This is a genomic window from Actinoplanes sp. NPDC023801, assembly GCF_040639655.1.
GTDB lineage: Bacteria > Actinomycetota > Actinomycetes > Mycobacteriales > Micromonosporaceae > Actinoplanes.
Genome location: NZ_JBFAAI010000004.1, coordinates 219584 through 246241, shown reverse-complemented (window position 1 = coordinate 246241; position 26658 = coordinate 219584). Strand labels below are relative to the sequence as shown.

At 72.0% G+C, this 26658-nt stretch carries 27 protein-coding genes; 18 read left to right on the top strand and 9 right to left on the bottom strand.

All coding sequences use genetic code 11. The features are described from left to right. Positions 1-38: 38 nt before the first annotated feature. The 3 genes from AB0G04_RS11025 to AB0G04_RS11015 all read left to right on the top strand — a co-directional run bounded on the left by AB0G04_RS11025 (position 39) and on the right by AB0G04_RS11015 (position 4509). A complete protein-coding gene (locus tag AB0G04_RS11025) occupies positions 39-1631 on the top strand; it encodes a methyl-accepting chemotaxis protein (RefSeq protein WP_360980166.1) in 1593 nt (530 codons plus the stop codon). A 162-nt stretch (positions 1632-1793) separates the two neighbouring features. Next, on the top strand, positions 1794-3941 hold the full coding sequence (locus AB0G04_RS11020; RefSeq protein ID WP_360980163.1) for a LuxR C-terminal-related transcriptional regulator: 2148 nt from the start codon (positions 1794-1796) through the stop codon (positions 3939-3941). A 58-nt stretch (positions 3942-3999) separates the two neighbouring features. Continuing rightward, entirely contained in the window at positions 4000-4509 is a 510-nt protein-coding gene (locus tag AB0G04_RS11015; RefSeq protein WP_360980160.1) for an N-acetyltransferase, read from the top strand. Between the two features lie 121 nt (positions 4510-4630). Here AB0G04_RS11015 and AB0G04_RS11010 read toward each other — a convergent pair whose 3' ends face one another. After that, a complete protein-coding gene (locus AB0G04_RS11010; RefSeq protein WP_360980157.1) occupies positions 4631-5512 on the bottom strand; it encodes a TIGR03560 family F420-dependent LLM class oxidoreductase in 882 nt (293 codons plus the stop codon). Positions 5513-5573: 61 nt separating this feature from the next. Between AB0G04_RS11010 and AB0G04_RS11005 the strand changes: the two genes are divergently transcribed. Genes AB0G04_RS11005 through AB0G04_RS10985 form a run of 5 tightly spaced genes read left to right on the top strand, consistent with a single transcriptional unit; the run spans position 5574 to position 10600 of the window. Then, positions 5574-6422, top strand: a complete 849-nt coding sequence (locus tag AB0G04_RS11005) for a hypothetical protein (RefSeq protein WP_360980154.1) — start codon at positions 5574-5576, stop codon at positions 6420-6422. Then, complete coding sequence (locus AB0G04_RS11000; RefSeq protein WP_360980151.1) at positions 6422-7006, top strand: DUF4129 domain-containing protein; 585 nt, start codon at positions 6422-6424, stop codon at positions 7004-7006. Before AB0G04_RS11005 ends, AB0G04_RS11000 begins: the two co-directional genes overlap by 1 nt. Next, positions 7003-8328, top strand: a complete 1326-nt coding sequence (locus tag AB0G04_RS10995) for a DUF4350 domain-containing protein (RefSeq protein WP_360980148.1) — start codon at positions 7003-7005, stop codon at positions 8326-8328. The genes AB0G04_RS11000 and AB0G04_RS10995 overlap by 4 nt, the downstream gene beginning before the upstream one ends. Beyond that, positions 8325-9287, top strand: coding sequence for a MoxR family ATPase (locus AB0G04_RS10990; RefSeq protein ID WP_360980145.1), 963 nt, complete (start codon positions 8325-8327; stop codon positions 9285-9287). Before AB0G04_RS10995 ends, AB0G04_RS10990 begins: the two co-directional genes overlap by 4 nt. After that, entirely contained in the window at positions 9284-10600 is a 1317-nt protein-coding gene (locus AB0G04_RS10985; RefSeq protein ID WP_360980142.1) for a DUF58 domain-containing protein, read from the top strand. Before AB0G04_RS10990 ends, AB0G04_RS10985 begins: the two co-directional genes overlap by 4 nt. A gap of 1 nt (position 10601) precedes the next feature. Here the strand turns inward: AB0G04_RS10985 and AB0G04_RS10980 are convergent, their stop codons facing one another. Further along, on the bottom strand, positions 10602-13580 hold the full coding sequence (locus tag AB0G04_RS10980; protein ID WP_360980139.1) for a hypothetical protein: 2979 nt from the start codon (positions 13578-13580) through the stop codon (positions 10602-10604). A 24-nt stretch (positions 13581-13604) separates the two neighbouring features. Further along, complete coding sequence (locus tag AB0G04_RS10975; RefSeq protein ID WP_360980136.1) at positions 13605-14564, bottom strand: stage II sporulation protein M; 960 nt, start codon at positions 14562-14564, stop codon at positions 13605-13607. Between the two features lie 23 nt (positions 14565-14587). On the opposite strand from AB0G04_RS10975, the gene AB0G04_RS10970 reads away from it, so the two are divergent. Continuing rightward, positions 14588-15436, top strand: a complete 849-nt coding sequence (locus AB0G04_RS10970; protein WP_360980133.1) for an RDD family protein — start codon at positions 14588-14590, stop codon at positions 15434-15436. A 27-nt stretch (positions 15437-15463) separates the two neighbouring features. On the opposite strand, the gene AB0G04_RS10965 is transcribed toward AB0G04_RS10970, so the two are convergent. Beyond that, positions 15464-16606 (bottom strand): hypothetical protein, encoded by a 1143-nt coding sequence (locus AB0G04_RS10965; protein ID WP_360980130.1) that lies wholly within the window; start codon positions 16604-16606, stop codon positions 15464-15466. A gap of 82 nt (positions 16607-16688) precedes the next feature. On the opposite strand from AB0G04_RS10965, the gene AB0G04_RS10960 reads away from it, so the two are divergent. From AB0G04_RS10960 to AB0G04_RS10945, 4 genes are all read left to right on the top strand, one after another. Beyond that, on the top strand, positions 16689-17285 hold the full coding sequence (locus AB0G04_RS10960; RefSeq protein ID WP_360980127.1) for a hypothetical protein: 597 nt from the start codon (positions 16689-16691) through the stop codon (positions 17283-17285). After that, complete coding sequence (locus tag AB0G04_RS10955) at positions 17252-17716, top strand: hypothetical protein (RefSeq protein ID WP_360980124.1); 465 nt, start codon at positions 17252-17254, stop codon at positions 17714-17716. Before AB0G04_RS10960 ends, AB0G04_RS10955 begins: the two co-directional genes overlap by 34 nt. Positions 17717-17858: 142 nt before the next feature. After that, positions 17859-18038 carry a hypothetical protein gene (locus AB0G04_RS10950; RefSeq protein WP_360980121.1) on the top strand — a complete coding sequence of 60 codons (180 nt, stop codon included), beginning with the start codon at positions 17859-17861 and terminating at the stop codon, positions 18036-18038. Beyond that, complete coding sequence (locus AB0G04_RS10945) at positions 18035-18448, top strand: hypothetical protein (protein WP_360980118.1); 414 nt, start codon at positions 18035-18037, stop codon at positions 18446-18448. The genes AB0G04_RS10950 and AB0G04_RS10945 overlap by 4 nt, the downstream gene beginning before the upstream one ends. Before the next feature lie 60 nt (positions 18449-18508). Here the strand turns inward: AB0G04_RS10945 and AB0G04_RS10940 are convergent, their stop codons facing one another. After that, complete coding sequence (locus AB0G04_RS10940; RefSeq protein WP_360980115.1) at positions 18509-19243, bottom strand: hypothetical protein; 735 nt, start codon at positions 19241-19243, stop codon at positions 18509-18511. Positions 19244-19404: 161 nt separating this feature from the next. After that, positions 19405-20505: a DUF808 domain-containing protein gene (locus tag AB0G04_RS10935; RefSeq protein ID WP_360980112.1), complete on the bottom strand. Its 1101-nt coding sequence runs from the start codon at positions 20503-20505 to the stop codon at positions 19405-19407. 514 nt (positions 20506-21019) lie between these two features. Between AB0G04_RS10935 and AB0G04_RS10930 the strand changes: the two genes are divergently transcribed. The 3 genes from AB0G04_RS10930 (at position 21020) to AB0G04_RS10920 (ending at position 23042) form a co-directional block, all read left to right on the top strand. Further along, positions 21020-21559 carry an RICIN domain-containing protein gene (locus AB0G04_RS10930; RefSeq protein ID WP_360980109.1) on the top strand — a complete coding sequence of 180 codons (540 nt, stop codon included), beginning with the start codon at positions 21020-21022 and terminating at the stop codon, positions 21557-21559. 126 nt (positions 21560-21685) lie between these two features. Further along, the gene (locus AB0G04_RS10925) at positions 21686-22174 is read left to right on the top strand and encodes a YfbM family protein (protein WP_360980106.1); all 489 of its coding nucleotides are present in this window, start codon (positions 21686-21688) and stop codon (positions 22172-22174) included. A 13-nt stretch (positions 22175-22187) separates the two neighbouring features. Continuing rightward, positions 22188-23042 carry a hypothetical protein gene (locus AB0G04_RS10920; protein ID WP_360980103.1) on the top strand — a complete coding sequence of 285 codons (855 nt, stop codon included), beginning with the start codon at positions 22188-22190 and terminating at the stop codon, positions 23040-23042. A gap of 104 nt (positions 23043-23146) precedes the next feature. Here the strand turns inward: AB0G04_RS10920 and AB0G04_RS10915 are convergent, their stop codons facing one another. Genes AB0G04_RS10915 through AB0G04_RS10905 form a run of 3 tightly spaced genes read right to left on the bottom strand, consistent with a single transcriptional unit; the run spans position 23147 to position 24941 of the window. Further along, positions 23147-23818 carry an MFS transporter gene (locus AB0G04_RS10915; RefSeq protein WP_360980100.1) on the bottom strand — a complete coding sequence of 224 codons (672 nt, stop codon included), beginning with the start codon at positions 23816-23818 and terminating at the stop codon, positions 23147-23149. Further along, on the bottom strand, positions 23773-24714 hold the full coding sequence (locus tag AB0G04_RS10910; protein ID WP_360980097.1) for an MFS transporter: 942 nt from the start codon (positions 24712-24714) through the stop codon (positions 23773-23775). Before AB0G04_RS10910 ends, AB0G04_RS10915 begins: the two co-directional genes overlap by 46 nt. Before the next feature lie 14 nt (positions 24715-24728). Next, positions 24729-24941, bottom strand: a complete 213-nt coding sequence (locus tag AB0G04_RS10905) for a hypothetical protein (RefSeq protein ID WP_360980094.1) — start codon at positions 24939-24941, stop codon at positions 24729-24731. Positions 24942-25187: 246 nt separating this feature from the next. Here AB0G04_RS10905 and AB0G04_RS10900 point away from each other — a divergent pair, with 246 nt between their 5' ends. Continuing rightward, positions 25188-25715, top strand: a complete 528-nt coding sequence (locus AB0G04_RS10900) for a helix-turn-helix domain-containing protein (protein ID WP_360980090.1) — start codon at positions 25188-25190, stop codon at positions 25713-25715. 154 nt (positions 25716-25869) lie between these two features. Then, positions 25870-26586, top strand: coding sequence for an NADPH-dependent F420 reductase (locus AB0G04_RS10895; protein ID WP_360980087.1), 717 nt, complete (start codon positions 25870-25872; stop codon positions 26584-26586). Positions 26587-26658 lie beyond the last annotated feature (72 nt).

Here is a 26658-nt window from a genome sequence, read left to right as displayed (position 1 = left end):
AACCGTAAAGTCGTACCGGCCGCCGCCGATGGAGGGGTATGAACAAACTGACCATCGGGAAGCGGCTCGGGGCCGGGTTCCTCGTCGTCGTGCTCGCCATGGTCGCGCTGGTGGTGACCGGTGTCGTCCAGGTCAATCGGATCAACGACAAGCTCACCGTCATCAACGACCAGAACGCCGTCAAACAGCGCTACGCCATCAACTTCCGCGGCAGCGTCCACGACCGGGCCATCGCCCTGCGCGACCTGGTCCACGCCACCACCGGCGCCGACGTGGCCACCGAGAAGGCACTGATAGAGAAGCTCGCCGACAAGTACGCCGAGTCCGAGACGAAGATGAACGACATCTTCGCCGACGACAGCCTCGTCAGCGACGCGGAGAAAGACGCCCTCGACGGCATCAACGAGATCCAGGCCAAGACCAACCCGCTCGTCGAGGAGGTCACCGCGCTGCGCGAGGCCGGCCGCACGAACCAGGCCGTCACGCTGCTCAACGAAGAGGCCAAACCGGCCTTCATCGAATGGCTGCGGGTCATCAACGTCTTCATCGACCTCGAAGAATCGATGAACCAGGCCGAGACCGCCACCACCCGCGACATCGCCGACAACTTCCGGCTGCTGATGATCCTGCTGCTGGCCGCCGCCGTCGCGATCGCCGCAGTCGTCGCCTGGTGGGTCACCCGCAGCATCACCCGCCCGCTCGGTCAGGCCGTCGAGGTGCTCGCCGCCGTCGAGGGCGGTGACCTCACCCGGCGCCTCGACGTGCACCAGGACGACGAGGTCGGCCGGATGAGCCGCTCGATGAACGCGGCCCTGGAATCGATCGGCACCGCCATGCGCGGCATCGCCACCGGCGCCGGCACCCTCGCCGAAGCCAGCGAACACATGGGCCGGCTGACCGCCCGGCTCGCCGACGGCGCCCGGCGGTCCTCGGCACAGGCCGACGTGGTCGCCGCCTCCGCCGACGAGGTGTCGCGCAACGTGCACACCGTCGCGGCCGGCAGCGCCGAGATGGGTGCCTCCATCCGCGCGATCGCCACCAGCGCCAACGAGGCCGCCACCGTCGCGTCACGCGCCGTCACCGCGGTCCAGACGACCACCGGCAGCGTGTCGCGGCTCGGCGACTCCAGCCGCGAGATCGGCGCCGTCGTCAAGACGATCACCAGCATCGCCGAGCAGACCAACCTGCTGGCGCTCAACGCCACCATCGAGGCCGCCCGCGCCGGCGAGATGGGCAAGGGCTTCGCCGTCGTGGCCGGCGAGGTCAAGGACCTGGCCCAGGAGACCGCCCGCGCCACCGAGGACATCGCCCGGCGGGTCCAGACCATCCAGGCCGACACCGCCGGCGCGGTCCAGGCCATCAGCGAGGTCGCCGAGGTCATCGAACAGATCAACGCGTACCAGACGACCATCGCCTCGGCCGTGGAGGAGCAGAACGTGACCACCGGCGAGATCAACCGCAGCGTCTCCGAGGCGGCCGGCGGCTCCAGCACCATCGCCGCCAACATCGGCACCGTCGCCGAGGTCGCCCGCGACACCACCGAACTGGTCCACCAGTCCGAACAGGCCGTCGGCGAACTCGGCCAGGTCACCGGGGAACTCAAGAGCCTGGTCTCCCGGTTCCGGTACTGAACGACGCCGCGGCCGGTGCCGCCTGGCCCAGCTCTGGGGGGCAGCCAGGCGGCACCGGCCGCGAACGCGTCCGCATTGTTGCCTGAACGCGCCGACTGTCGCGTCTGAGCAATGACGTAGGGGCCGTCACCACGTCTACGCAGATGACGGTATCGTGCGCCGATGATCACGGACCGGATCGGCAACCTGCCGCTGGACCTCGGCCCGTTCGTCGGCCGCGACGACCTGCTCGGCACCGCCGCCGGCCTGATCCGCCGGACCCGGCTGCTCACTCTCACCGGAACCGGCGGCGTCGGCAAGACCCGCCTCGCGCTGCGCGTGGCCGCCGGCCTCGACCACACCTGCCTGGCCGATCTTGCCGCCCTGCACGACCCCGGCCCGCACCACCTCTGGGCCCACCTGGCCCTCGCCCTCGGCATCCACCACCACGGCACCGCCGGGCCCGACGTCGTGCTCGCCCACCTCGCCGACCGGCCCACCGTGCTGATCCTCGACGCCTGCGACCGGCTCGTCCCGCAGGCCGCCGCCGTGGCCACCCGCCTGCTGCGCGACGCACCCCGGCTGCGGATCCTGGCCACCTCCCGCCAGCGCCTCGGCGTCGACGGCGAACACACCCTGTCCGTGCCGCCGCTGACCCGCACCGACACCGCCCGGCTGTTCACCGCCCTGGCCGAAGCCGGCGGTGTACTGCCGGCCGCCCTGAGCAACCGGCACGCCGTCGACCGGCTCTGCCGCCACCTCGACGGCCTGCCCCTGGCCGTCAAGCTCGCCGCCGGCCGCGCCCGCACCATGAGCCTGCCCGAACTGATCGACCGCATCGGCGACCGGTTCGGCCTGCTCAGCGCCCTGGAACGCGTCGTCGACCTCAGCTACGACCGCTGCACTCCCGACGAACAGGCACTGTGGGCGGCCACCTCGGTCTTCGCCGGCGCGTTCACCATGGCCTCGGCAGCCGCCGTCGCCGGGCCCGGGGACGTCGCCGCCGCCATCGAGGGCCTCGTCGACAAATCCGTGCTCACCGCCGCCACCGACACCCACCCGGCCCGCTTCAGCATGCTCGACACCCTGCGCGAGTACGGGCTGCGGCGGCTGCCCGACGAGAGCAAGGCCCGCGACCGGCACCGCGACCACTACCGCGACTACCTCGACCACGCCGCCGGCGCCTGGTTCGGCCCCGCCGAACTGCAGGTCATGAACGACGTACGCCACGAACTGCCGGACATCGTCACCGCCGTCGACCACAGCCTCGCCACCGGCGCCCTCGCCGAGGCCCGCGCCCTCTGCCGCGACCTGGCCCGCACCCGCGCCCCCTACTTCTGGGGCTTCCTCGACCTGGCCCGTACGCAACTGATGCGCGCCCTGCCCGGCGACGGCAACCCCGGCGACCACGCCGCCACCGCTGCGGCCGCCGGCTGGATAGCCGCCACCCAGGGCCGGTCCGGTCCCGCCCGGGAACTGCTCGACCCGATCCGCGACAGCCCCCTGCCGCCGGTGCTGTTCGCCACCGCCGCCGGGCGGCTGCTGCTCGACGCCGACGTCACCGCCGTCGACCAGCTCGCCCGGCTCCGCGACCGGCTCACCGGCGCCGACCGGCACATGGCCACCATGATGTGGGCCATCGGCGCCGCCTCCACCGGTGACACCACCGCCCCGGCGCTCTACCTGGCCGAAGCCGAGACCGCCGGCGCGCCCTGGGCCGTGTCCTGGGCCCTGTGGACCTGCGCCCTGGCCGCCCACCGCGCCGGCGACCCCACCCGCGCCACCGAACTGATCAGCCGCTGCCTGCGCCTGCAACGTCCCATGGACGACCAGTGGGGCCAGCTCTGGAGCATCGAACTGAGCGCCTGGATCCTCGCCGGCACCTGCGACGGCACCGACGAGCGGGCCGCCCGCCGCGCCGCCTGGCTGCTCGGCGCCGCCCACGCCCGCCAGCAGCACCTCGGCGTCGACCTGCACGGCATGCGCCTGCTCGCCGACGGCCACACCCAGGCCCGCACCCACCTGGACAGCCTGCTGGGCGCCGGCGCCACCGCCGACGAGTTCACCGCCGGCCGGCACGGCCACACCCACGCCCTGCGCATCGCCCTCGACGAACCCACCCCACGCCGCGTCTCCGCACCCGGCGGCGGCCTCACCACCCGGGAACGAGAGATCGCCGGGCTCGTCGCCGACGGCCTCACCAGCCCTCAGATCGCGACCCGGCTGCGCATCAGCGCCCGCACCGCCGACACCCACATCCGCAACATCGGCGGCAAACTCGGCCTGCCCAACCGCGCCGCCATCGCCGCCTGGGCCATCCGGCAGCGGTGACTTCCCGCGTACCGTCCGTGACGCACGGGCTGAGGGCGGCCTGTTAACGTCAGCGCCGATGAGTAGCTGGAGCACCCGACCCGAGACGCCCGCCGACATCACCACCGTGCACGCCATCGTCGCCGCCGCGTTCCCCACCGAGGCCGAGGCCGACCTCGTCGACGCCCTGCGCAGCGACCCGCAGGCCTGGATCGACGGGCTGTCCATGCTCGCGATCGACGCCACCGGCACCCCGGCCGGGCACGCCCTGCTCACCCGCTGCCACGTCGGCGGCACACCGGCTCTGGCGCTGGCCCCCTGCGCGGTACTGCCGGCCGTGCAGCGCACCGGCGCCGGGTCGGCGGCCATCGTCGCGGTGCTCGACGCGGCCCGCGCCCGTGGTGAGAACCTGGTCGTCGTGCTCGGGCACGCCGGCTACTACCCGCGGTTCGGGTTCACCCGCGCCTCCGGCTTCGGCGTCACCGCACCGTTCGACGTGCCCGGCGAGGCGCTGATGGCGCTGGCACTCGACCCGGCCCAGCCGGTCCCGGCCGGACAGATCCGCTACGCCACCGCCTTCGGCGTCTGAAACCCCACCCGGGCCGGTGGGGTGGGCGGTGACGGGCCGCCCTCAGCCCGTGCGGCGCGGCCGCACCGCACCGCAGCGCCCGCGCGGCCGCCACGGACGGTACGCGCAGCCCGTACGACATCTAGCCTTTGGTGATCTTGAGGATGGTGTCCATGCTGTTCAGGCGGGCCGCGCCGGTACCCAGCAGCCCGTCCGGGATGATCAGCTCGTCGAGACCCAGCTCCCGGTACGCCTCGATCGTCGCGGCCACCGACGCCGGCGTGCCGCCGTAGACCGGGACCGGCAGATCACCCGGCAGCGGACCGTCCACCACGACCAGCGCCTGCGCCGTCCGGCCGATCGCCCGCGGATCACGGCCGACCGCCGCGCAGTGCTCGTCGAGCACCCGCGACTTGTGCGCGATCAGCTCCGGCAGGCCCCACGTGTTCCACAGATCCGCATACTCGGCCACCACCCGCAGCATCCGCTTCTCACCCTTGGCCCCGATCATGATCGGCAGCGGGTCCTGTACCGGCTTCGGCTCGCACACCGCGTCGGTGAGCCGGTAGTACTCGCCGTGGAACGTGGTCTCCGGGGTCCGCAGCAACCCGTGCAGCACCTGCAGCGCCTCGACGAACCGGTCCAGCAGCTGCTTCACCGGCGGCAGCTCGATGCCGTACTGATGATGCTCGTTGACCTGCCAGCCCGCACCGACACCGAGCACGAAGCGGCCACCGGTGATGTGATCGACGGTCGCGGCCATGTTGGCCACCACCGCCGGATGCCGGTAGGTGTTGCCGTACACCAGTGTGCCCACCGCCACCCGCGGCACCGCCGCACCCAGCGCCGCCACCAGCGAACCGGCCTCCAACATCGGCTTCTCCGGCCGCACCCCGGCCGGCAGGTTCGGCATGAAATGGTCGGCCACCCACACACCGTCCCACCCCGTTTCGGCCGCGTGCCGGGCCACTTCGAGCATGCCGGCGTACGGCTGGGCGGCACTGGGCCAGATCGAGAGTCGCATACGCCCCAGCCTGCCAGACCAGGCGCACCGGCCGATCCCCCGGTGACCTAGGATCCCCGCCATGCGGGTGGACGGGGAGGCGGGGATCATCCCCCTGCGGGCGATGACCGCGGGCGAGATCCTGGACGCGGCGGTGGCGCTGCTGCGGCAACGAGCCCTGCCCCTGCTGTCGCTGTCGCTGCTGCTGGCCACCACCGAACAGATCCTGCTGTCGGGCCTGCGCGAGACCGCCGCCCTGACCCCGCCGCTCTACTACTGGCGCGTCAGCGAAGGCATCGACTGGGTGCCGGTCGTGGCGACCGGCCTGGCCACCGAGGCGTTCATCATCGCCGTGCTCGGCGCGGTCGCCGGCGCCGCCGCCGGACCGGCCCTGCTCGGCAGCCGGATACGCCGGCGCGACCTGTTCCGGCGGGCCCGGCCACTGCCCGCCCTGCTGATCGCCGGCCTGCTCGCGGTACTCACCTTCGGTGCCGCGATGGCCGGATTCATCGGTGTGATCCTCGTCTACGGGCTGGCCGGGATGGCCACCGCCGTGCTGACCGTCGACCGCACCGCCAACCCGTTCACCGCGATCGCCCGGGCCGTCGCGCGTTCCACCCGCGGCGGCATGCGCGGGGTCTTCCTGCGGATCCTCGGCTACCTGGTGTGGCTGGCCATCCGGCTCGCCCTCGGCAGCGGCTGGATCCTCGCGGCCGGCATGTTCACCTCGGTCGCCGGCTGGGACTGGTGGCTGGCCTGGGCCGTGCCGATCGCCTGGACCCTGGCCAACACCGTCGCCTACGCGGCACTGGGCTGCCTCGACGCGGTGCTGCTGCTGGAGATCCGGATCCGCACCGAGGGCCTGGACATCTCGGTGAACCGGGCCCGCAGCCTCGGCCTCGACACCGCCGCCGCGCTGGTGGTGCGCTGATGAGAGGCTACGACGAGTTCGTCGGGCGGATCTTCGAGATCGTCTCGCCCGGGGTGCTGCTGCTGATCCTGCTCGCGATCACCGCGCTGACCGCCGCCCTCTGGTACTGGTGGCCGGCCTGGGTGCCGCGCAGCTGGCCCCGCCTGCGACTGCCCCGCCTGCGACTGCCCCGGTTCCGGCGCCGGCAGCGCAAGACCCGGCACAGCAAGCAGCGCGCCACCCCGGCCGGCACCGGCAGCGCCAAACCCGGCAGCAAGACCCCGGCGGGTACGGCACTGTCGCTGGCCGACCGGCTCGCCGCCGAGGGCCGCTACGCCGAGGCGATCCGCGAACGGCTGCGCGACACCGTCACCGCCCTCACCCGCGCCGGCGTCGTCACCCCCGAACCCGGCACCACCGCCCATGAACTGGCCACCGCGGCCGGCACCGGCCGCCCGGTCGTGGCCCCCGCCCTGACCGGCGCCACCGGACTGTTCTCCGAGGTGTGGTACGGCCACCGCCCCGCCGGACAGCCCGAGGACGACCGGATGCGCGACCTGACCGCCGAGGTCCGCGCCGCCCTCGACGACGGAGCCACCCGATGAAGCGCTGGCTACGGGCCGCGATCCCGTTCGCCGCCCTGACCGCCCTGATCACCGGCACCCTCATCGTGCACGCCGTCGAACAACCCGACGACGACGACCCGGAATACCTGACCCCGCAGCAGGTGCAGCAGATCAGCGGCGGCACACTCGCCGAACGGCTGCGCGAACGCGGCATCACCGTCGACCGGTTCACCACCACCGAACAGGCCGTCCGGGCCGCCAACTCCGGCACCGAAGCCGTCACCCTGTTCCTGACCACCCCCGACCTGGCCGACCTGGAGAGCATCTACCGCCTCCCGACCGGCAGCATGATCGTCGCGGTGAATCCGTCGGCGTCCGCACTGCGCCGCAGCGGCTGGCCCGCCACGGTCGGGCGCACCTACTGGAACACCACGGTCGCCAGCCCCGCCTGCGGCGACCGGATCGCCGGCGCGGCCGGGCCGGCCGCCGTCCGCAAGACCGAGTACCGCACCGAGCGCGGCACCGTCTGCTACAACGGCGCCCTGGCCACCTTCAAGCACAGCTGGTACAACGTCACCCTCGTCGGCTCACCCGACCCGTTCCGCGACGACCGCATCGGCGAGCACGGCAACGCCGCCCTGGCCGTCGGCCTGCTCGCCCAGCACAACCGGGTGCTCTGGCTCGACGTGCACGAACGTGACCGGGCCGTCCCGACGACCCCGCCCACCACACCGCCGACGACCCGGCCCACCTACGACCCCGACGGCACCGAACGGTGGACACCCGCACCCGACGGCAGCTACCCGTACGACGGCTACTACGACGAGGACGGCATACCGGGCGACGGCCGTCCCGGCGACGGGGACGGCGAGGCCGAGGGAGAGGGCGACAGCGAGGCCGGCGGTGGCTTCCAGCCCGACCCGCTGATCAAGGACCTGCCGCCCGCGCTGATCACCTCACTGATCCTGCTGGTGCTGATCCTGCTGGCCCTGGCGATCGCCGCGGCCCGACGGCTCGGCGCCCCGGTCGCCGAACCGCTGCCGTCACGAGTGCCGGCCAACGAGACGATGCTCGGCCACGCCCGCCTCTACCAGCGGGCCCGCGCCCGCGACGCGTCGCTGGACATCCTGCGCACCGCCGCCCGCCGCACACTCACCACCCACCTCGGGCTGGCGCCGCACGCCGACAGCGAACAGATCGCCCAGCAGGCCGGCCTGCCGGTCCGCTACGTCCGCGACATCCTCGACCGGGACCAGCCGGACAGCGACAGCGACCTCGTCGAGGCCGCCACCCTGCTGCAACGCCTGGTCCGCGACGTCACCAGCACACCACCGCCACCGCATGAAGGAGAGCAGTCGTGACAACCGATTCCCACCAGGCCCGGGAAGCGCTGGGCCGGCTGCGCACCGAGGTCGGCAAAGCCGTCGTCGGTCAGGACGCAGTCGTCGGCGGGGTGCTGGTCGCGCTGCTCTGCGGCGGCCACGTACTGCTCGAAGGTGTCCCCGGCGTCGCCAAGACCCTGCTGGTCCGGGCCCTGTCGACCGCGCTGGACCTGGACACCAAACGCGTCCAGTTCACCCCCGACCTGATGCCCGGCGACGTCACCGGCTCGCTGATCTACGACGCGCACAGCGCCGCGTTCAACTTCCGGGCCGGGCCGGTCTTCACCAACCTGCTGCTCGCCGACGAGATCAACCGGACCCCGCCGAAGACCCAGGCCGCCCTGCTGGAAGCCATGGAGGAACGCCAGGTCACCATCGACGGCATCCCCCGCCCGCTGCCGCAGCCGTTCCTGGTCGCCGCCACCCAGAACCCGATCGAGTACGAGGGCACCTACCCGCTGCCCGAGGCCCAGCTCGACCGGTTCCTGCTGAAACTGTCGGTGCCGCTGCCGCAGCGCGACGAGGAACTCAACATCCTGCGCGCCCACCACCGCGGCTTCGACCCGCGCGACCTCAAAGCCGCCGGCGTGCAGCCCGTCGCCGGGCCCGCCGACCTGCTCGCCGGCCGGTACGCGGTCCAGCACGTCGCCGTCGCCGACACCGTGCTCGCCTACATCGTCGACCTGTGCCGGGCCACCCGCACCGCACCCGCCCTCGAACTGGGCGCCTCCCCCCGCGGTGCCACCGCCCTGCTCGCCGTCTCCAAGGCCAATGCCTGGCTGCACGGCCGCGACTACGTCGTCCCCGACGACGTGAAAGCGTTCACCGTGCCCACCCTGCGGCACCGGGTGCGGCTGCGCGCCGACGCCGAACTCGACGGCGCCACCGTCGAAGGCGTGCTCGCCACCGTCCTGGCCGCCGTACCGGCGCCGCGATGATCACGCGGCGTTTCGCGCTGCTGCTCGCCCTCGGCCTGCCGATCGTCGTGCTCGGGCCGGCACCCTGGCCGGCACTGGCGATGGTGGTCGGCGCGGCCGTGCTGCTGGCCGGCCTCGACCTGGCGATCGCCGGGCCGCTGACCGGGCTGCGCCTGCACCGCGACGGCGACCGTACCGTCTGGCTCGGCAACACCGCCCGGGTCGTGCTCACCGTCGCCAACACCGGCCGGCGCACCGTCCGGCTGCACCTGCGCGACAGCTGGGTGCCGTCGGCCGGCGCCGGGCCGCTGTTCCACACCGCGGTGCTGGCCGACGGCGATCAGCAGTCGTTCACCACCACCCTCACCCCCACCCGGCACGGCGACCGGCCCGCCGTACGCGTCACGCTGCGTTCGGCCGGGCCCCTCGGACTGGCCTACCGCCAGCGCCGGCAGGCCTGGAACGAGCAGAACACCCCGCCCTGGTCGCTGCGGGTACTGCCCCGGTTCCCGTCCCGGCGCATCCTGCCGGAGAAACTGGCCCGCCTGCGCATCGTCGACGGCACCGTCGTCACCCGCGGCCGCGGCCAGGGCACCGAGTTCGACGCGCTGCGCGAGTATGTGATCGGCGACGACGTCCGGTCGATCGACTGGCGGGCCAGCGCCCGCGCCCACGACGTGGTCGTGCGCACCTGGCGCCCGGAACGCGACCGGCGGGTCTTCTGCATCATCGACACCGGGCGGACCTCGGCCGTACGCGTCGGCGACGCACCCCGCCTGGACGCGTCCATCGACGCCGCCCTGCTGCTGTCGGTGCTGGCCACCCGCGCCGACGACCGCGTCGACCTGCTCGCCATGGACGCGAAGGTACGTACCCGCGTCGAAGGCGGCGGCCAGCGCGCCAAACTCGGCCGGCTCATCGACGCCATGGCCTCACTGCACCCGGAACTCGCCGAGACCGACTTCACCCTGCTCGGCCAGGAGATGCTGCGCCGCGACCGCAAACGGGCGCTGCTGGTCGTCTTCACCGCACTGGACACCGCACCGATGATCGCGGGGCTGCTGCCGCTGCTGCCGAAACTGACCGCCCGGCACAAGGTGATCGTCGCCGGCGTCCGCGACCCGCTGGTCAGCCGCCTCGCCGACCTGCCCGACGGCGCCTCCGCCGCCGACGTGCACCGCGCCGCGGCCGCGCAGCGGGTGCTCGCCGAACGCGACCGGGTCCGCGACGTGCTGGCCCACTCCGGGGCGACCGTCGTCGACGCCGACGCCGACACGTTCGCCGCCCGGGTCGCCGACGTCTACCTGCTGCTCAAGGCCTCCGGCCGGCTGTGACTCAGCGCCGGGTGTCCGGCTGCGCAGGCGGCTCCGACAAGTCCCGGTTGACCTTTCCGAAGTACTCCCTGACCTGCGGATGGATGCCGTAGATCAGGCCGAGGTCGGTCTGCGGCACGGGAACACGGGCGCGGATCGCGTCGTCGAGAACCGCCGCGACGAACGGATAGTCCAGCTCCGCCACGCACTGCGCCATCACCGCGATCCGCAGCAGGTGCAGCGACGCGGTGGGATCGTCGACCTCCCGGAACCGGCGCAGCGCCTCCTCGCCACCCACCCCGGTGCGCAGGGCACGAGTCAGCGAGTGCACCGCCGCCGCGTACGCCGGCTCGATGCGCAGGTGGTAGTCGCCGGTGTCGCGGGGATCCCACTGCAGCGCACGGCCCGCCGCGACGCGGAACGCCGCCTCCCGGTCCAGCGCCAGGTACTCCCGCAGATCCTCGTAGAAGGCGGTGTCGTGCCGCCCGCGGATCAGTGCCGGCCCGGCGTCGTCCACGATGCACGTCGAGGTCAGCAGCGACATCATCTCCGGCCGGGTCAGGACGGCGTCCCAGAGCCGGACCTGGGACGGCCACCACGACTGCACGTCGGCGCCGGGCGGGCACAGACGTGCGATCGGCACCGGCTCCTGCGCGATGGCCAGGCGCAGCACCACGATGTTCGCCGAGTACGCGGCGACGCGCTGGACCGGAGTACGCCCGGACGGGTCGTAGTCGTGGTGACGGCCGGGGCCCCAGCGGTGGTGCGCGACGACCGCCAGATGCTCCAGGACCGACGCCACGTCGCTGTCGGCGGTGGCCAGCTGGGCGAAGAACTCCAAAGTCAGGGAGCCGCTGGCACCGATGGCGATGTGCGAGATGAGGGCGAACAGCAGGTCGTCGTCCCACGGCTGCGACGACGACCGGTACTTGCGGGCACCGGCGGCCTCCCGCAGCAGCTGGCGGGTGTGGAAGGCGACCAGATAGTCGGCGAAGGTGGCGTGCAGGAACTCGTAACTACGGCCGCCCGCGCCCGCGGCGGCCTCGTCGGTGTGCACGAAGAAGAACCGGCCGATCAGCCGGGACGCCGGATCCATCTGGCGGCTGATCTCCCGGCGCTGCGGCGCGGCGGCTGGTTCGTGCCGGGCCGGCAGCGCGCGCAGATCCTCGGTCAGGCTGTCCTCGTGCAGGTACTGCTGGCTGCGGTTGAGCATGCCGAAGGCGACGATGCCGAGTTTCCACAGCTCCACCTCGTAACGCTCGTCGTCGGACAGCCGGTCGGAGAACCGGTCCGGCCGGTCCAGCTCGCGGCGGATGAAATCGTCCAGCAGCGTGCGGTACAGGTCGGCGGAACGTTCGTGCGACGGCAGGTCCCGTTCGGTCAGGATGATCGCCAGCAGCGCGAGAAGCAGGGGCTGGCGGGCCAGGGGCCCGTACTCACGCAGACGTACCGCGTCGATGCTGAGCAGCGAACCCGCCTGGACCCGGCCCGCGTTCGCGTCGTTCCAGCGCTCAGCCCACGTGCCGATCTGGTCGTCGTCGAACTCCTCCAGCTTGACGACCATGCACCCGTCCGGGATGGCCGCGAGGTCGGCGACGACCGTACGGGAGGTCACCACGACCGCCACCGGACCGCCCGTGGCCAACTCGGTGCGCTGGAAGTCCGTAACGGCCCGCAGATAGCGGGACTCGGTCGCCCCGGTCGCCTGCATCAGTTCGTCGAGCCCGTCGATGAGCACGACACGGATGACGTCGTCGCCGGATTCGCCGAGCTCGCGCCAGGCGATCCTGCCGTGGGTGGACTCCCGCAGCACGTCCTCGATGTGCTGGTACACCCCGGCCGAGGGCTCGGGCGCGTCGCGCAGCGCGATCCGCACCGCCATGAACGCCGCGGTCGCCGACAGCCGTGCCGCGCACACCTTGGTGAACAGGCTCTTGCCGGCCCCCGGATGGCCCAGCACGATCAGCGGTGACACCGCTGCCTGCGGCGAGGTGAAGTGGGTCGCCAGGAAACCGGCCAGATCGGTTCCGGCCTGCTGATGAGACCACCATCCCTCGTGGGCGGGACGCGAGGCGCGGGTCATGACGGCCCACCGGAACCGGGGCTCCAGATATCCCTCGGCGACCGTCGGCGCGCGCACCTCGCTGACCCGGGTGATCTCCTGAAGATCCAGGATCGGCCGGTTCAGGACGTCGCGATTGAGCCGGGCGAGCCGTTCGCGGGCCACATCGGCCTGCGGGGCCGGTGCGAGAGAAGCCACCAGCGCCTCCAGCCGGGACAGGGCCCGGTGGGTGGCATGGTGCTCACCGAGCGAGCTCCAGATGGCGAACTCCGGCACCTCGGCCACCAACGCCACATACTCGGCCCGGTACCGGTCGAGGGCCAGCTCGACGATCTGCCCGTTGAGCGGTCGCGGACCGGTGTAGGAGCCGAACTTCTCCACCCAGGGGGCGAAGTTGTCGAACACTGCCAGGATCTGCTGGGCCAGCACCTGGTAGTAGGCCCGGATACCGCTGTCGAGGTTCGCCTGGAAGCCGCCGCCGTCCCAGGGCATCGGGACGTCCATCCGGGCGACGCACTCCACCATGGACTGGGCATCGGTCGACATCTGGGTCATGACCAGTGCGTCCAGCTCCGACTCGGGGAACTCGACCGACCGGTACGCCTCGCCGCCGATGCGCTGCAGCGCGTCGAGGAACGCGGCAACCACCAGCACCGTGTGCGTGGCGGCGAGAACCTCGTGTCGCTGCCGCCGGCCGGACTCGGCACCCAGCCGCCGGCGGCCCGCCGTCACGGCCTCGGCCAGCCGCGCCATCAGCTCGTTCTTCTGGTCGACCCAGCCCCACACGGCCAGCAGCCACGGCTGTCCGGTCGCCAGACCGACCGGCCCGGCGGCGAGGATGCCCAGCCCGAGCAGCCGGTCGAGGGAGGTGACCAGCCCCGGGCGCTCCCCGAGCAGGATCTCGCGCGCCGTTTCGAGGGTGAACAGCGATCGGGCCATCCGTCCAACGTAGCCGCCGCCGGATCAGTCGAGAGGTTCGCGCACCCTGCGTTGCGCCTCGCGGCCCCACACCAGGGCGTACGCCAGGAACAACACCCACAGCACGCCGCCGATACCGATGCGCACCGGCGCGGGCAGCGGCGACGGGGTGACGTAGGCCTCCAGGATGCCGGAGACCAGCAGCACGAACACCAGGCCGACCGCGACGACCATGCCCTGCTTGGCCCAGTGCACCAGCGACTGCCGGCGGGTCATCAGCGGGCCCGGCGCGATCCACGACCAGCCGATGCGCAAGCCCACCCCGGCACCGATGAACAGGGCCGTCAGTTCCAGGAAGCCGTGCGGGGCGATGTAGGTCAGGTAGACGTCACCGGCACCGGCGTCGAACATCGCCGCACCCATCATCCCGATGTTGATCAGGTTGGTGCCGAGCAGGTAGAACACCGGCAGGATCAGCACCCCGGACGCCAGGCACTGGGCGGCAAGCATCGCGTTGTTGACCCACACCGCGCTGAAGAACGTCTCCGCCCGGTACTCGCTGTAGTAGTTGACGAAGTCGTCGACCAGCTGAGCCTCGTCCGGGTGCGCCCCGAACCACTCCTGCAGCACCGTCGGATGGCCCAGCACATAGTCGATCAGGCCCCAGGCCGCGGCAACCATCAGCACCGTCACCGTCAGCCACCACCAGCGGGTCCGGTACAGCGCCGCCGGCAGCTTGAACATCACGAAGTCGGCGGCCGGGCGCCACGAGACACGCTCGCTGCGGTTGATGGCCGCCCGGCCGGCCAGCACCAGCCGCGACAGGTCGGCCAGGACCACGGCGTCCGGGGTACGGCTGCGCACGATCGACAGATGGGTGGCCGCCCGCTGATACAGCAGGACCATTTCGTCCACTTCCACCGGTTTCAGCCGGCGCCGGGTGACCAGCGCCTCGAGCCGGCGCCACTCACCGCCGTGCTCGGCCACGTACGCGTCGAGATCCACCCTCGCAGCGTAGAGGGCCCATCGTGTTGACTGTGCGGGTGCTCACCACCGCCGAAGCCGTCGAGATCGATGTACGCCCCGCCCGGCTGGGTTCACGCGCCATCGCCCTGGGGTTCGACATCCTGATGCAGCTGGTCGTCCTCGGCTTCCTGTCCGGCACGTACCTGATCATCACCGATCTGCTGCCCGAACCGTACGGCGACCTGCTGCGCCCCGACACCGCCTACCTGATCGGTCTGGCCCTGGTCGCGGTCGGCTACCCGACGATCGTCGAGACCGTCAGCAACGGCCGCAGCTTCGGCAAGATCGTCATGGGGCTGCGCGTCATCCGTGAGGACGGCGGCCCGATCCGCGCCCGGCACGCCTTCACCCGCGCCCTCATCGGCCTCGCCGTCGAATGGCCCGGCATGCTGCTGCCCATGGTGACCTGGGCCGGCAGCCTCACCACCATGCTCGCCTCCCGCCGCGGCCGGCGCCTCGGCGACCTGGCCGCCGGCACCCTCGTGGTGCACGAACGCCGGCCGGTGCCGTGGAACCTGGTACCCGGCATGCCCGCCGGTCTCGCCCCGTGGGCCGCCGAGGCCGACCTGTCCGCCGTCGACGACGAACTCGCCGAGGCGATCCGCCAGTTCGCGGCCCGCTCGTTCCACTTCGCCGAACCGTACCGCTCGATCCTCGGCCAGAGCCTGCACGCCGAGGTCACCGCCAAGGTCTCCCCGGCACCACCGCCCGGCACCCCACCCTGGCTGTTCCTGGTCGCCGTCCTCGCCGAACGCCGACGCCGCGCGGGCGTCCAGCTGGCCGCCACCCGCGCCGTCACCCAGCGTGTTCTGCCCGGCTTCGGCGTGATCCCGGCCGGCACCCGCCGCTGACCCCGCTTGCGGTGCTCCGGGCAGGGGTCACCACACCGCCGCGGACAGGGTGCCGGCCTCGCAGGTGAGCCGCACCCCGGCCGGGCGGGAGATCCGCGCCGCGCCCAGCGACCAGCCGATGACACCCGGGGACGGCTGCGCGAAGTTCGCCAGCATCTCCGCCGGCTGCCCGTTCCAGGCTGCCATGGTCAGCACCGCCGCGTGCGGCACCCGCTGCGCCGGGCCGCCGGCGTCCGGCAGCTCCGCTCCCCACCGCACGGCCAGTTCGTGCAGGGCGGCACGCCGGGCCCGCCCGTGCCGGTTCCCGGCGGCCAGCGCCCGGCTACCAGCTCCGGCCAGCAGATCAGCCAGCTCGAGCAGCGGCACCCACGACACCCCGGTCGGTGACCGCACCTGCCGGATCCGCCCCATCGCCTCCCGGAACCGGTGCCCCGGCTCCCACGCGGCCGCCCACGGCAGGGTCAGCGGCCGCCGATCACCCGGTTCCCGCCACGGCGGCGTGTCCGGGTCCACGGCCCGCGCCGTCCGCGACCGATACCAGAACGGGTCGTCGACCTGCACCGCCACCTCGTCGGCCAGCACCACCCCACCGGCACCGACCCGCAGCTCACCACCGTCGGAGACGACCGCACCCACCGTGTCCGCACTGTCGAAACGCGCCAGGCGTACCCCCGTGAGGTGCACAAGGATGTCGCCCTCCCGATCCCCGAACCGCTGCGGCGCGCGCACGGTCACCGCAGCCCGGAAACCCGTCCCGGCCCGCTCGATACGAAACCCGGCAGCCCGGCCCCGCGGCAGGTCGTAGTCAGCGTCGAGCCCGGCGGCCGCGGCCGGCAACCGGCCGGCACGGACGTGCCCGTAGCTGTCGCGGTAGAACAGCGTCTCCGGCGCGGCCGGGCCGAGCAACCGGGTGACCGCCGGACCGCCGTGCTCGGCCATCCAGGCCCGCCGCGCCGCACCGAGCCCCGCCATCCACCGCAGCCCCTGCCACGCCAGACGCTCCCGCAGCAGATCCGGGCGTACCTGAAGGATCCCGAAGAAATGCTTGGCGTTGTTGTCCCAGACGTCCGCAGACCGCACGACCTCCTGCCGATCGAAGCGCCGCGGATCGGCGGCGATCTCCCGGATCCGCTGCACCGAGCTGTCGATCAGCCCCGCGAACATCGACATCGTGCTCTCCCCGCCCATGCCCCGACAGCGTAGGCGCCGATAATCGGTTCCCCACGCCGGCCACGGCGGCTTCAATACGCCCATGCTGCAGATCCGGCCGGTCATCGAAGTGACAGCGTTCCCCGGCACCGCGCCGTGGCCCGTCGCCGACCTGCCGGCCTGGTCCTGGCTGCCGCTGGACGGCGCCCGCACCGAGGGTGAGGTCGCCTTCTTCGTCGCGGCCGTCGCCGCCAGTGACACGCTCGACGAACTGCTCGCGTCGGACGGGGACCGGATCGTCGTGGGTGGCCTGCAGATCCACGACACGGTCACCGGCGCGACCGTCTCTCCCGGCTGCTGCTGCGGCCTGGAGGACTGGCGTACCTGGCAGGACCTGTGCACCGGCGGCACCGGCCGGTGGCTCGGCCACGACCCGACCCCCACCGTCGAACACCGCGGCGACCTCGTACGACTGTGGCAGGACGAACAGCGTCGAGGACCGTTCGTCGACGTCGCGCCGGCCGTCCTGCCGGGACTGCTGGAGCACGTACGCCACGACCTGACCGCGTTCCTGGCGCTCACCAGCCGCTGGGCCGCCGCCCACGGCGACGCGCTCACAGCCGTTCTGGACAGCAGCTTCGCGATGACCGCGCCCCTGGAGCTCCCATGCGATACCGGTACCTCGGCCCGCCCGGCATAGCGGCCCGCGACGCGCAGCCCGGCCGGCCGGTCCGGTCGGCCGCCGAACTGCACGCCTTTCTGGCCGGCAGCGACCCGAGGGACCGAAACGAACCGTTCACCTACGTGGTGACCGCCGACGGTGTGCTGCGCCTGGCACCGCGACGCAGCGAACACGTCGCCTGCGCGGGTGGTGGTGACGTCCTGGCCGCCGGGGAGATCACCTTCGGTACGGGCGGTCACGTCACCGACATCACCAACCAGTCGACCGGGTACGGCCCCGACCCGTCGTGCTGGCCCGACGCGGCCGCCGCCCTCGACGCCGCCGGAATCACGCATCCGGGCCGGTTCACCAGCGCGTTCACGTTCCGGCATTGTCCCGGCTGCGGGAACCTCAGCCTGATCAAGGACGGCGACTTCAGCTGCGCGTTGTGCGAGGCCGATCTGCCGTGAGAGGCCGGTCTGCCGTGACCGGAAACGCTGGAGCGACCGCCGTGGCAGTGACGCCCGAGCCGAGTCGATCATCGCCCGGGCTGTCACCCGGCCGGGTGGTTCCGGCGTGTCGCGGCGACGCGGATCTCGCTAGGCTTGCCCCATGACCGCCCGGCCTGATGATTCCGAGCTGCTTCCGAGCCAGCGGCTGGCCGCGATCCTCGGCCTGCCCGAGCCGGCGCCGTTGACCGAGGAGCAGGAACGCGCCTTCCGGGAGAAGATGCGGCGCACCGACGACGAGGTCGCCGCGATCATCGCCCGCCGTAAGCGCCGGGCCGCGTGACGGCACTGAGCCGCCCGCGGGTGCTGGACGCATCCGCGCTGGTCGAGATCTTCTCCGGACATCCCGAGATGATGGCCCTGCTCGACACCGCCGCGGCAGGCGACGTCCTGCTGATCGTGCCGACGCTGGCGATCGCCGAGGCACAGGCCGTGCTCGGGGTCGCCGCGTCCCTGTGGGACCACATTCTGGCGTTCCCCGGCATCCGGACCCTGGACCTGAGCCAGCACGTCGCCGTCGAGGTCGGGCGCCTCGCCGCACCGCGGGTACGTAACCATCCGGTGCACACGGCCCTGATCGGCCCGCTGATGATCGCCCAGGTCCTCTACGAGGCCACGACCGTGAGCGCCGCGATCGTCACCCGCGTCCCGGAGGCGTACGGCGGGCACGAGGTCGCCATCTACGACATCTGACCGGCTGTGCTGAGTTCTGCGGCGCCGTGCGCGAACGACGACCCGAGGAGGTGAGACCCATCAACGCTGCAACCGATCGGGACTCCCTGCCTCGCATGGCCCGGGGAGTGCCCGTCCAGGCATTCCGAAAGGGCTCGCTCTCCTGTGCACATTCACTCCACCAGCTCGTCTGACGGCGTCCGCGAGCAGCTTTTCACCCTCGGTGAGGTTCCCGGTGTCCTGTGGACCCCGGCCGGCGCCGCCGGCACCCGCCCGCTGATCGTCATCGGTCACGGCGGCGGCCAGCACAAGAAGGCACCCGCCGTCCTGCACGGCGCTCACCGGTTCGTCACCGGCCTGGGTGCCGCGGTCGTGTGCGTGGACGTCCCGAGCCACGGGGACCGGCCACTCCATCCCGTACTGAACCGGATCGCCAGCGAGAACCAGGCCCGCGTCGATGCCGGCGCCGACGTGGCACCGCTGCTCGCTGCTTTCCAGCTGCTGGCCGCCGAGTACACCGTGCCCGAATGGCAGGCGGTCATGGACGCCGTCGAGCAGCTCGAGCACGTCGGTCGCGGCCCGGTCGGCTACTGGGGTGTCTCGCTGGGCTGTGGCCTCGGCGTCCCGTTCGTGGCCGCCGAGCCACGGGTCCGCGCCGCCGTGCTGGGGCTCGGCGGCGGCACGGCGTCGGCCGGGATCGCCGCCGGCATCACGATTCCGATCGAGTTCGTCATCGCCTGGGACGACAAACGTGTTCCCCGCGCCGACAGTCTCGCCCTGTACGAGGCGTTCGGCTCGGCGGAGAAGGCCCTGCACGCCAACGCGGGCCTGCACAGCGACGGACTGCCGGACTCCGAGCTCGACAGCTCGGTCCGCTTCTTCGCCCGGCACCTGACGCCGGCCCCGGTGAGCTGGCCACAGACACGGCTGCCCGGGTTCCACCGTCGTGGAACCCGGGCAGCCGTGCAAGCGGATCGCTACTTCTGCGGGGCCTCCGGCTCCGCGGTCCCCGTGGCAGGCGCGGCAACCTCACCGGCCGGCGGCGCGGCGGCCGTGGTCCCCGTCTCACCGTGCGGCTTCTCGGCTCCACCGAGGGGCGCGCCGGCCTCCCCGTGCTGCGGCTTCCCGGTCTCACCATGCGACTTGGTCTCACCGTGGGACTTCTTGCGGTGGAAGGTCACCGCCATGAACGCCACGATCAGGCCGCCGATGATCAGGCCGACGATCGCGCTGAGGATCGTGTTCACGGTCCAGCCGACCACACCGCCGAGCGCGCCGGTCGCGTGGTGCGCGGCCTCCTCGGCGTGGTGCACCACCGAGTACGGGAAATGCCAGCCCAGATCGTTGGCCCCGACCAGCAGGATGTGACCGCCGACCCACAGCATCGCGGCCGTGCCGATCACACTGAGCGCGGTCAGCACCTTCGGCATCGCCTTGACCAGGCCGCGGCCGAACTTGGCCGCACCCTTGCTGTCCTTCTCGGCCAGCCGCAGGCCGACGTCGTCCATCTTCACGATCAGGCCGACCGCGCCGTACACCAGCACCGTCATGATCACCGCCACGACCGACAGGATGGCCAGCCGTGCCCAGAACGTCTCGCTCGCGACCTCGTTCAGCGAGATCACCATGATCTCGGCCGACAGGATCAGGTCGGTCCGGATCGCACCCGCGACCAGCGTCTTCTCGTCGGGCTGCTGCTCGGCGCCGCCGTGCTCGCCGTGGTGGGCTATCCGCTCCCAGATCTTCTCGGCGCCCTCGTAGCACAGGTAGGCGCCACCGATCATCAGCAACGGCGTCAGCAGCATCGGCAGGAACTCGCTGAGCAGCAGGATCACCGGCAGGATGATCAGGAACTTGTTGCGCAGCGACCCGAGGGCGATGCGCTTGACGATCGGGATCTCCCGCTCGGCGGCGAGGCCCCGCACGTACTGCGGGGTGACGGCGGCATCATCGATGACCACGCCGGCGGCCTTGGCGCCGGCCTTCGCGGCGGCCACCCCCACGTCATCGACGGACGCGGCCGCCGCACGCGCCAGAACCGCCACGTCATCCAGCAAGGCTGCGAGTCCAGCGCTCAAGGAACAGGTCCCTTCAAGTCGATAACCATTCGTGCAGGCTCATTCTCGTCCAGTGGGGCCCGCGTCGCACGACCCACCCCGGTGATCACACTCGCTGACCGCCCCGGCCCGGGTCCGCCCGCTCCGGCGATCACCGTGGTGGCCAGTACCCAGCCGCCCGCCATGACTATCAACGCGACCACCATGTCCTGCCCCCGCGTCCAGCAACGGCACCATCCGGTCACGGCCGCCCCACGGCCGCCACCGGACCAGTGCCCGGCCGGGCCGATATCCGAAACCGGCCCCCGGTGTCCTGTATCGCACCCCACAGCGCCCCGGCCCAGCCCATCGACCGGCACCCACCGCGCGTCCCGGTCCCACCCGTCGCGGGCCAGCGCCGCCGGCTGGCCGTGCGGACCGGCGGTCCTCCCGAGCGAGCGGAAAACAGGCGAGAACCGGAGCGGCGGCCAGGTGCGTACTGCTCGGTGTCAGCTCATCCGGACGGGCGAGAGCCCGGCCGCCACAGGGAGATCACATGTCTGTCACATCAGTTCTACGAGGCTTCGGTGTCTCGATCGCCACGCTGTCCGCCGTCGGGGCGGCTCTGGCCGTTCCGACAGCCGCGTCCGCAGCCCCCGGGCTGACGGTGATCCAGCCGTCGGCCCGCCCGGCGCAGGCGATGTTCGCGCAGGGAGCGTTCGCGGTGGTCGCCCTGCAGCCGGCCACCCAGAACAGCGGCCTCAAGGAATGGGGCGTCAACCCCGTCTTCGACCCCACGCGCGCCGCGCAGGGTTATGTGTTCATCAACAACTCCGTCGCTCAGGGCGGGCGTTCGATGGCGCTGGACGTCTCCGGGGATTCGACCCTCCCGGGTGCCGCCATCCTCACGAGGCCCTTCGACGGCACAGCCAGCCAGGAGTGGAGGCTCTCCAAGGAGAGCAGCGGCGACGTGATCCTCATCAACCGCAACAGCGGCCTGCGCCTGACGGTGACCGTGGGCTCAGCCAACGGGGTGGACTTCCGTCAGCAGGCGCCCGGCGGGGAGCAGCGGTTCCGGTTCATCGCGTCCTCCTGAACATCGAGGCCCCACCGTCCGGCACCGGACTCCACCCGGGCGGCGGTCCCGGTGGCCGGGCGCCCCTCGGTCAAAACCTTGATCGGGTACGGACGAAGCAGCACCCCCGCCCGTAGGATCACTTCCGTGCTGGGGGTGTACTTCGCGATCACGCCGGAGCAGGAACGCAGACTGCTGGCCGCCGACGACGACGGTGACAGCGACACGGTCGCCGCGATCCTGGACGAGATCGAGGAGTCGTGGGACGCCGGCGAACTGAAAGCCGACACCGACAAGGCCTGGGACGCCATCCACCGCTGCCTCACCGACGGCACGCTCGACCCCGACGGTGGCGAGTTCCCCCTCTCGCATGCCGTGGTCGGCGGGCGGCACCTGCACGACGAGTACTACGTCGTCCACGTCAGCGCCGCCGAGACCCGCGCGGTGTCCGACGCCCTGCAGGCCGTCGACCGGACATGGCTGCGCCACCGTTTCGACGCCATCGACGATCCCGACTACGACGGTGCCGGTGACGACGATGATTTCGACTACACGTGGGACAACTTCGCCGATGTTCGCGACTTCTACCGGCGGGCCGCCACCGCCGGGCGGTCCGTGCTCTTCACCGCCATGTAGGGACGAGGAACCGGTGAGGACGCTCGACGAGATGCTTTCCGGCGCAGCCCGGGTCCGCGTGACCACGGTCGGCGCACCCGGCGACGACCTGCTGGACCTCACCGATCCGGCGGAACTGGAGCTGCTGCGCGAGGCCCTGGCGGTCGGACGGGCGACCGGCGGCTACTGCATGTGCCTCGGCGACCTCACGTTCACGTTCCTCGACGGCGGCGACCGGCGGATCGTCGACGTCGGGTTCCACCACGGGGTGGCGCTGCGCTGGCCGGGCTGCGACGGTGACGCCCCGCTACTCGACGGCGGCCGGGTGCTGCGCTGGCTGGCCCGGCACGGCGTCGACGGGCCACTGGCGCAGGAAGGGCAACGGCAGGCCGTACGACAGCGGGAACGACTCGCCGAGGAGCACTGGAAGGCCGCGGCTCCCGCTGCCGTACGAGATCTCCTCGATCTGGCGATCGCCGCCGCGCACACCACCGGCGTCCTTCCGCCCAGCGTGCCGGCCCTGGTCGCCACCCGCCTCGCCGAGGCCGTCCCGGACCGGGCCGAACGTGCTGCCGCCCTGCTGACCTGGTACGGCTCGGGAACCGGCCGCTACTCCGGCTTCCCGGTGCACGAGTCGCTGCCGGCACCGGCGCTCGCCGCGACCCCGATCGCCGACCTCATCGACGCACTGCAGCGCTTCCCCGGCGACGTCCGGGTCGCCGCCGGCGCGGTGCGGCACCTGTGCGGCTGGCGCAGCCGCACCCACCTCACCCGCGACATCGCCCGGCTACCGGCCGAGGTGCGGGCCCGGCTGCTGGCCGTGGCCCGCGAGTCCGATGACGACACCACCCGCCGGCGCGCGGAACAGTACCTCGCAACGCGGCCCTGACCAGCCGTCCGGCCCGTCCGGACCTTTCAGCCACCTCGCTCGCTTCGGCCGGGCCGCCATGTCACTCCTCTGCGCGTCAGGGATGGCGGCTGGTGCAGTTGTCGTCACGGCTGGATGCTGTCGGTGCCCGGCATGGGCGACGGGGATGCTCGGTGAGGGGCGGGTGCCTTGCCGACGAAGAGGGTGCCGAGGATGGCGCCGATAGCGAGGACTCCGGCGGTGGCGAAGGCGGTCTGCGACGCGGAGACGGATGCGGCGACGTTGAGCGCACCGGCGTCCGGCGCGTTCGCCCCGATCGTGTAGGCCGAGATGAGGACCGCTCCGCCGGCGGCGCCGGCCAGTTGCTGGACGGTGCCGAAGGCGGCGCTGCCGTGCGGGTGGAGGTGGTCGGGCAGCGCCGCCAGGGCGGCGGTGGTCATGGGTCCCCACATCAGTGCCTGCGCACCGGTCATGACAAGGTAGATCGCCAGGATGGTCCACCCGCTGGTGCCCTCGTCCGCCTGGGCGAGCAGCCAGAAGGTCGCCGTCCAGATGATCGCGCCCGGGATCACCAGGGGCCGTGGCCCGAAACGGTCGTAGACCCGGCCGCCGAGGGCGGAGACGATCGAGATGACCGCCCCGCCGGGCACCAGGAACAGGCCGAGCGTGAAGGTGCTCAGACCGGTCACGTCGGTCAGCACCAGGGGCAGGACGATGAGTGTGCCGAACCCGTTGAGCGCGATGACGAGCATCACCAGCAGGGGCGCCGTGAACCCCCTGGTGCGGAAGATCCGCATGTCGAGGAGCGCGCCCGCGCAGCGCTGCAGCACGATCTGGCGCCAGACGAACGCCGCTCGAGGAGCGCGCCCGCGCAGCGCTGCAGCACGATCTGGCGCCAGACGAACGCCGCGACGCCGGCCAGCCCGATCGCGATCGGCAGATAGGGCGGGACCGGGGCGTGACCGGCTGCCGCCTCGCCGATCGAGGCCAGGCCGTAGACCAGGGCGCCGAACCCGGCAGCGGACAGCAGCAGCGACGGTACGTCGAGGGCCACCGGCTCCGGTGTGGTGATGTTGCGCAGTTTCACCGCTCCCAGCGCGAGGGCGGCTGCGGCGATGGGCAGCATCATGATGAACAGCCAGCGCCAGCTCATCCCGGACAGCACCACCCCGGACAGGGCGGGGCCGACCGCCGGCGCGACGGCGGGCACAGCGGTGGCCAGCGCCATCAGCTGGCCGCGGCGGGCGGCGGGGGCCAGGCGCATGGTGGTGGTCATCAACAGGGGGACGAAGACGGCGGTGCCGGCGGCCTGGATGATGCGGCCGGCGAGCAGGATCTCGATACCGGGTGCGAGGGCGGCGATCGCGGTGCCGACGGTGAACAGCGACAGCGCGCCCAGAAAAATGGTGCGCAGGTGGTAGCGGCGCATGATGAAGCCCGTGGCCGGGATCAGCACCGCCAGGGTCAGCAGGTAGCCGGTAGTGACCCACTGCCCGGTGCTCGGGGTGATATCGAAGTCGGCGATCAGGGTGGGCAGCGCCACCCCCAGCATCATCTCGTTGAGCAGAACGACGAACGACGAGATCATCAGCAGTCCGATGACCAGGCCGTTGCCCGGAGCGAGCCGGTCGCTGCGCTCGGTCTCGGATGCTGGGGCCGCGACGCCTGGTGCCGTCGTATTCGGGGTTGTCATGTGCGTCTTCCTGTTCAAGGGCCGAATCGTTGTGGGCGGCAGCCGTCAGCCGGCTGTGGCCGTCGTTCCGGCTGCTGGGCGGTGAGCGGTTCGTCGAGCTGGCCGGGACCGAGTCGCAGGCCGAACATGGCTCCGAGGTAACTCACCCGCTGGTGCAGGTCGATGGATTCGTCCAGCCGGCGCCGCCAGTCGAGGGCGGCTCGCTTGGTGGGGGCGACGGTGGGCATGAAGCCGGCGAACAGCCAGAAGCATCTGCGGTGTGGTCACGACATGTCCTTCGACGGGGTGCGGGTCCGGAGGCTGCTTGCGCGGCGGGCGGAACTCGTCATCGCGGCAATGAGGAGGTAGGCTCCGTTTAGTCTGCACCAACATACGGAGGGTGGCTCCGTTTTCCAAGAGAAGGACGTGGAGACGTGACCGGGAGCACAGAGGCAAGCGGACGCCGACCGCGCACGGACAAGCAGCGCAACCGGATGCATCTGCTGCAGGTCGCCGAGCAGCACTTCTCGGAGCACGGCGTCGCCAGCTCACTGGAGGCCATCGCCAAACGCGCCGGCGTCGGGGCGGGCACCTTCTACCGGCACTTCCCCAGCCGGGAGGCGCTGATCGCCGCCCTGCTGCAAGCGCGCGCGGACGACCTGGTGGTCCGTCGCGACGCCATCCGGCAGCAGGAGCGCGACACCACCGCCGCACTTGCCCTCTGGCTGGACGCCCTCAGCGAGTGGGCCACCGCCTTCGACGGCCTTCCCGAACCGCTGCGAGCAGCAGCTACCGAGGACAGCTCACCGCTGGCCCTCACCTGCCAGGGCTACATCACCACGACCGACGAGTTCCTCCACGCCGCCCAGCGCGACGGCGGCGCACGCCCCGGGATACGCGGCCGCGACCTGTTCCTGAGCGTGCTCGCCATGAGCTGGGTACGCGGCGCCGCCATGGCCGACGAGTCGTCACCCCAGGCGCTGAGTGCCTTGATGCGTACCGGCTGGGCCACTTCGCATTGACAATGCGGAGACTGCCTCCGTATCCTTCGAAAGGAAAAGCGGAGGCAGCATCCTCATGCCGTTGAGGAGCGTCACCGGCGGCCCGCCCCCGACGATTCACGTCGCACCGCCTCACGAAGCGGACGCCACCATCGATACGAGAGCAGGAACAAACATGTCCGCCCTTGGCATCATCGGAAGCGGAAACATCGGCGCAGCCGTCGCGCGCCTCGCGGTAGCGGCCGGCATCCCGGTGGTGGTGGCCAACTCCCGAGGGCCGCAGAGCCTCACCGGCCTCATCGCCGAACTCGGTCCGCCGGCCACCGCGGGCACCGTCGAGCAGGCAGCCCGGGCCGGTGACCTCATCCTGCTGTCCGTACCCCTGACGGCGCACACCGCCATCCCCGCCGGCCTGCTCAACGGCAAGGTCGTGCTCGACACCAGCAACTACTACCCGTACCGCGACGGCCGGATCGCCGAACTGGACCAGGACAAGATCACCACCAGTGAGCTGGTCCACCGCCACTTCCCGCAAGCGCGACTGGTGAAGGCGTTCAACAACATCCTGGCCCACCACATCCCCCAGCTGGCCCGCCCGGCCGGTGCCCCCGACCGCACCGCTCTGCCGATCGCCGGAGACGACGCCGACGCGAAGACCGCCGCGTCAACACTGATCCACCAGCTCGGCTACGACACCGTCGACGCCGGCACGCTGGCACAGAGCTGGCGCATCGAACCGGAGACCACGGCCTACACCCGGCTCTACCTCGCCGACCCCGCCACGCCCGGCGAACAGATGATGCAAGCCCCCGCCAGGCCTGTTCCCGCCGCCGAACTGCGCCGCGCGCTCGAAACAGCCGAACGGGTCCACGTCGCCGACCGCGCCTTCTGACCCCGGCGGACCACGGCCCGGCTCCTCGGCCGCCGGAACAGAACACGCCGCAGGACGACACCGCCCGCAACG

Bases quoted from the DNA above. Each gene is read 5' to 3' on its own strand.
- AB0G04_RS11025 (WP_360980166.1), top strand. From the start codon at position 39: ATGAACAAACTGACCATCGGGAAGCGGCTCGGGGCCGGGTTCCTCGTC.
- AB0G04_RS11020 (WP_360980163.1), top strand. From the start codon at position 1,794: ATGATCACGGACCGGATCGGCAACCTGCCGCTGGACCTCGGCCCGTTC.
- AB0G04_RS11015 (WP_360980160.1), top strand. From the start codon at position 4,000: ATGAGTAGCTGGAGCACCCGACCCGAGACGCCCGCCGACATCACCACC.
- AB0G04_RS11010 (WP_360980157.1), bottom strand. From the start codon at position 5,512: ATGCGACTCTCGATCTGGCCCAGTGCCGCCCAGCCGTACGCCGGCATG.
- AB0G04_RS11005 (WP_360980154.1), top strand. From the start codon at position 5,574: ATGCGGGTGGACGGGGAGGCGGGGATCATCCCCCTGCGGGCGATGACC.
- AB0G04_RS11000 (WP_360980151.1), top strand. From the start codon at position 6,422: ATGAGAGGCTACGACGAGTTCGTCGGGCGGATCTTCGAGATCGTCTCG.
- AB0G04_RS10995 (WP_360980148.1), top strand. From the start codon at position 7,003: ATGAAGCGCTGGCTACGGGCCGCGATCCCGTTCGCCGCCCTGACCGCC.
- AB0G04_RS10985 (WP_360980142.1), top strand. From the start codon at position 9,284: ATGATCACGCGGCGTTTCGCGCTGCTGCTCGCCCTCGGCCTGCCGATC.
- AB0G04_RS10980 (WP_360980139.1), bottom strand. From the start codon at position 13,580: ATGGCCCGATCGCTGTTCACCCTCGAAACGGCGCGCGAGATCCTGCTC.
- AB0G04_RS10965 (WP_360980130.1), bottom strand. From the start codon at position 16,606: ATGTCGATGTTCGCGGGGCTGATCGACAGCTCGGTGCAGCGGATCCGG.
- AB0G04_RS10960 (WP_360980127.1), top strand. From the start codon at position 16,689: ATGCTGCAGATCCGGCCGGTCATCGAAGTGACAGCGTTCCCCGGCACC.
- AB0G04_RS10955 (WP_360980124.1), top strand. From the start codon at position 17,252: ATGCGATACCGGTACCTCGGCCCGCCCGGCATAGCGGCCCGCGACGCG.
- AB0G04_RS10950 (WP_360980121.1), top strand. From the start codon at position 17,859: ATGACCGCCCGGCCTGATGATTCCGAGCTGCTTCCGAGCCAGCGGCTG.
- AB0G04_RS10930 (WP_360980109.1), top strand. From the start codon at position 21,020: ATGTCTGTCACATCAGTTCTACGAGGCTTCGGTGTCTCGATCGCCACG.
- AB0G04_RS10915 (WP_360980100.1), bottom strand. From the start codon at position 23,818: ATGCGGATCTTCCGCACCAGGGGGTTCACGGCGCCCCTGCTGGTGATG.
- AB0G04_RS10910 (WP_360980097.1), bottom strand. From the start codon at position 24,714: ATGACAACCCCGAATACGACGGCACCAGGCGTCGCGGCCCCAGCATCC.
- AB0G04_RS10905 (WP_360980094.1), bottom strand. From the start codon at position 24,941: ATGCCCACCGTCGCCCCCACCAAGCGAGCCGCCCTCGACTGGCGGCGC.
- AB0G04_RS10900 (WP_360980090.1), top strand. From the start codon at position 25,188: ATGCATCTGCTGCAGGTCGCCGAGCAGCACTTCTCGGAGCACGGCGTC.
- AB0G04_RS10895 (WP_360980087.1), top strand. From the start codon at position 25,870: ATGTCCGCCCTTGGCATCATCGGAAGCGGAAACATCGGCGCAGCCGTC.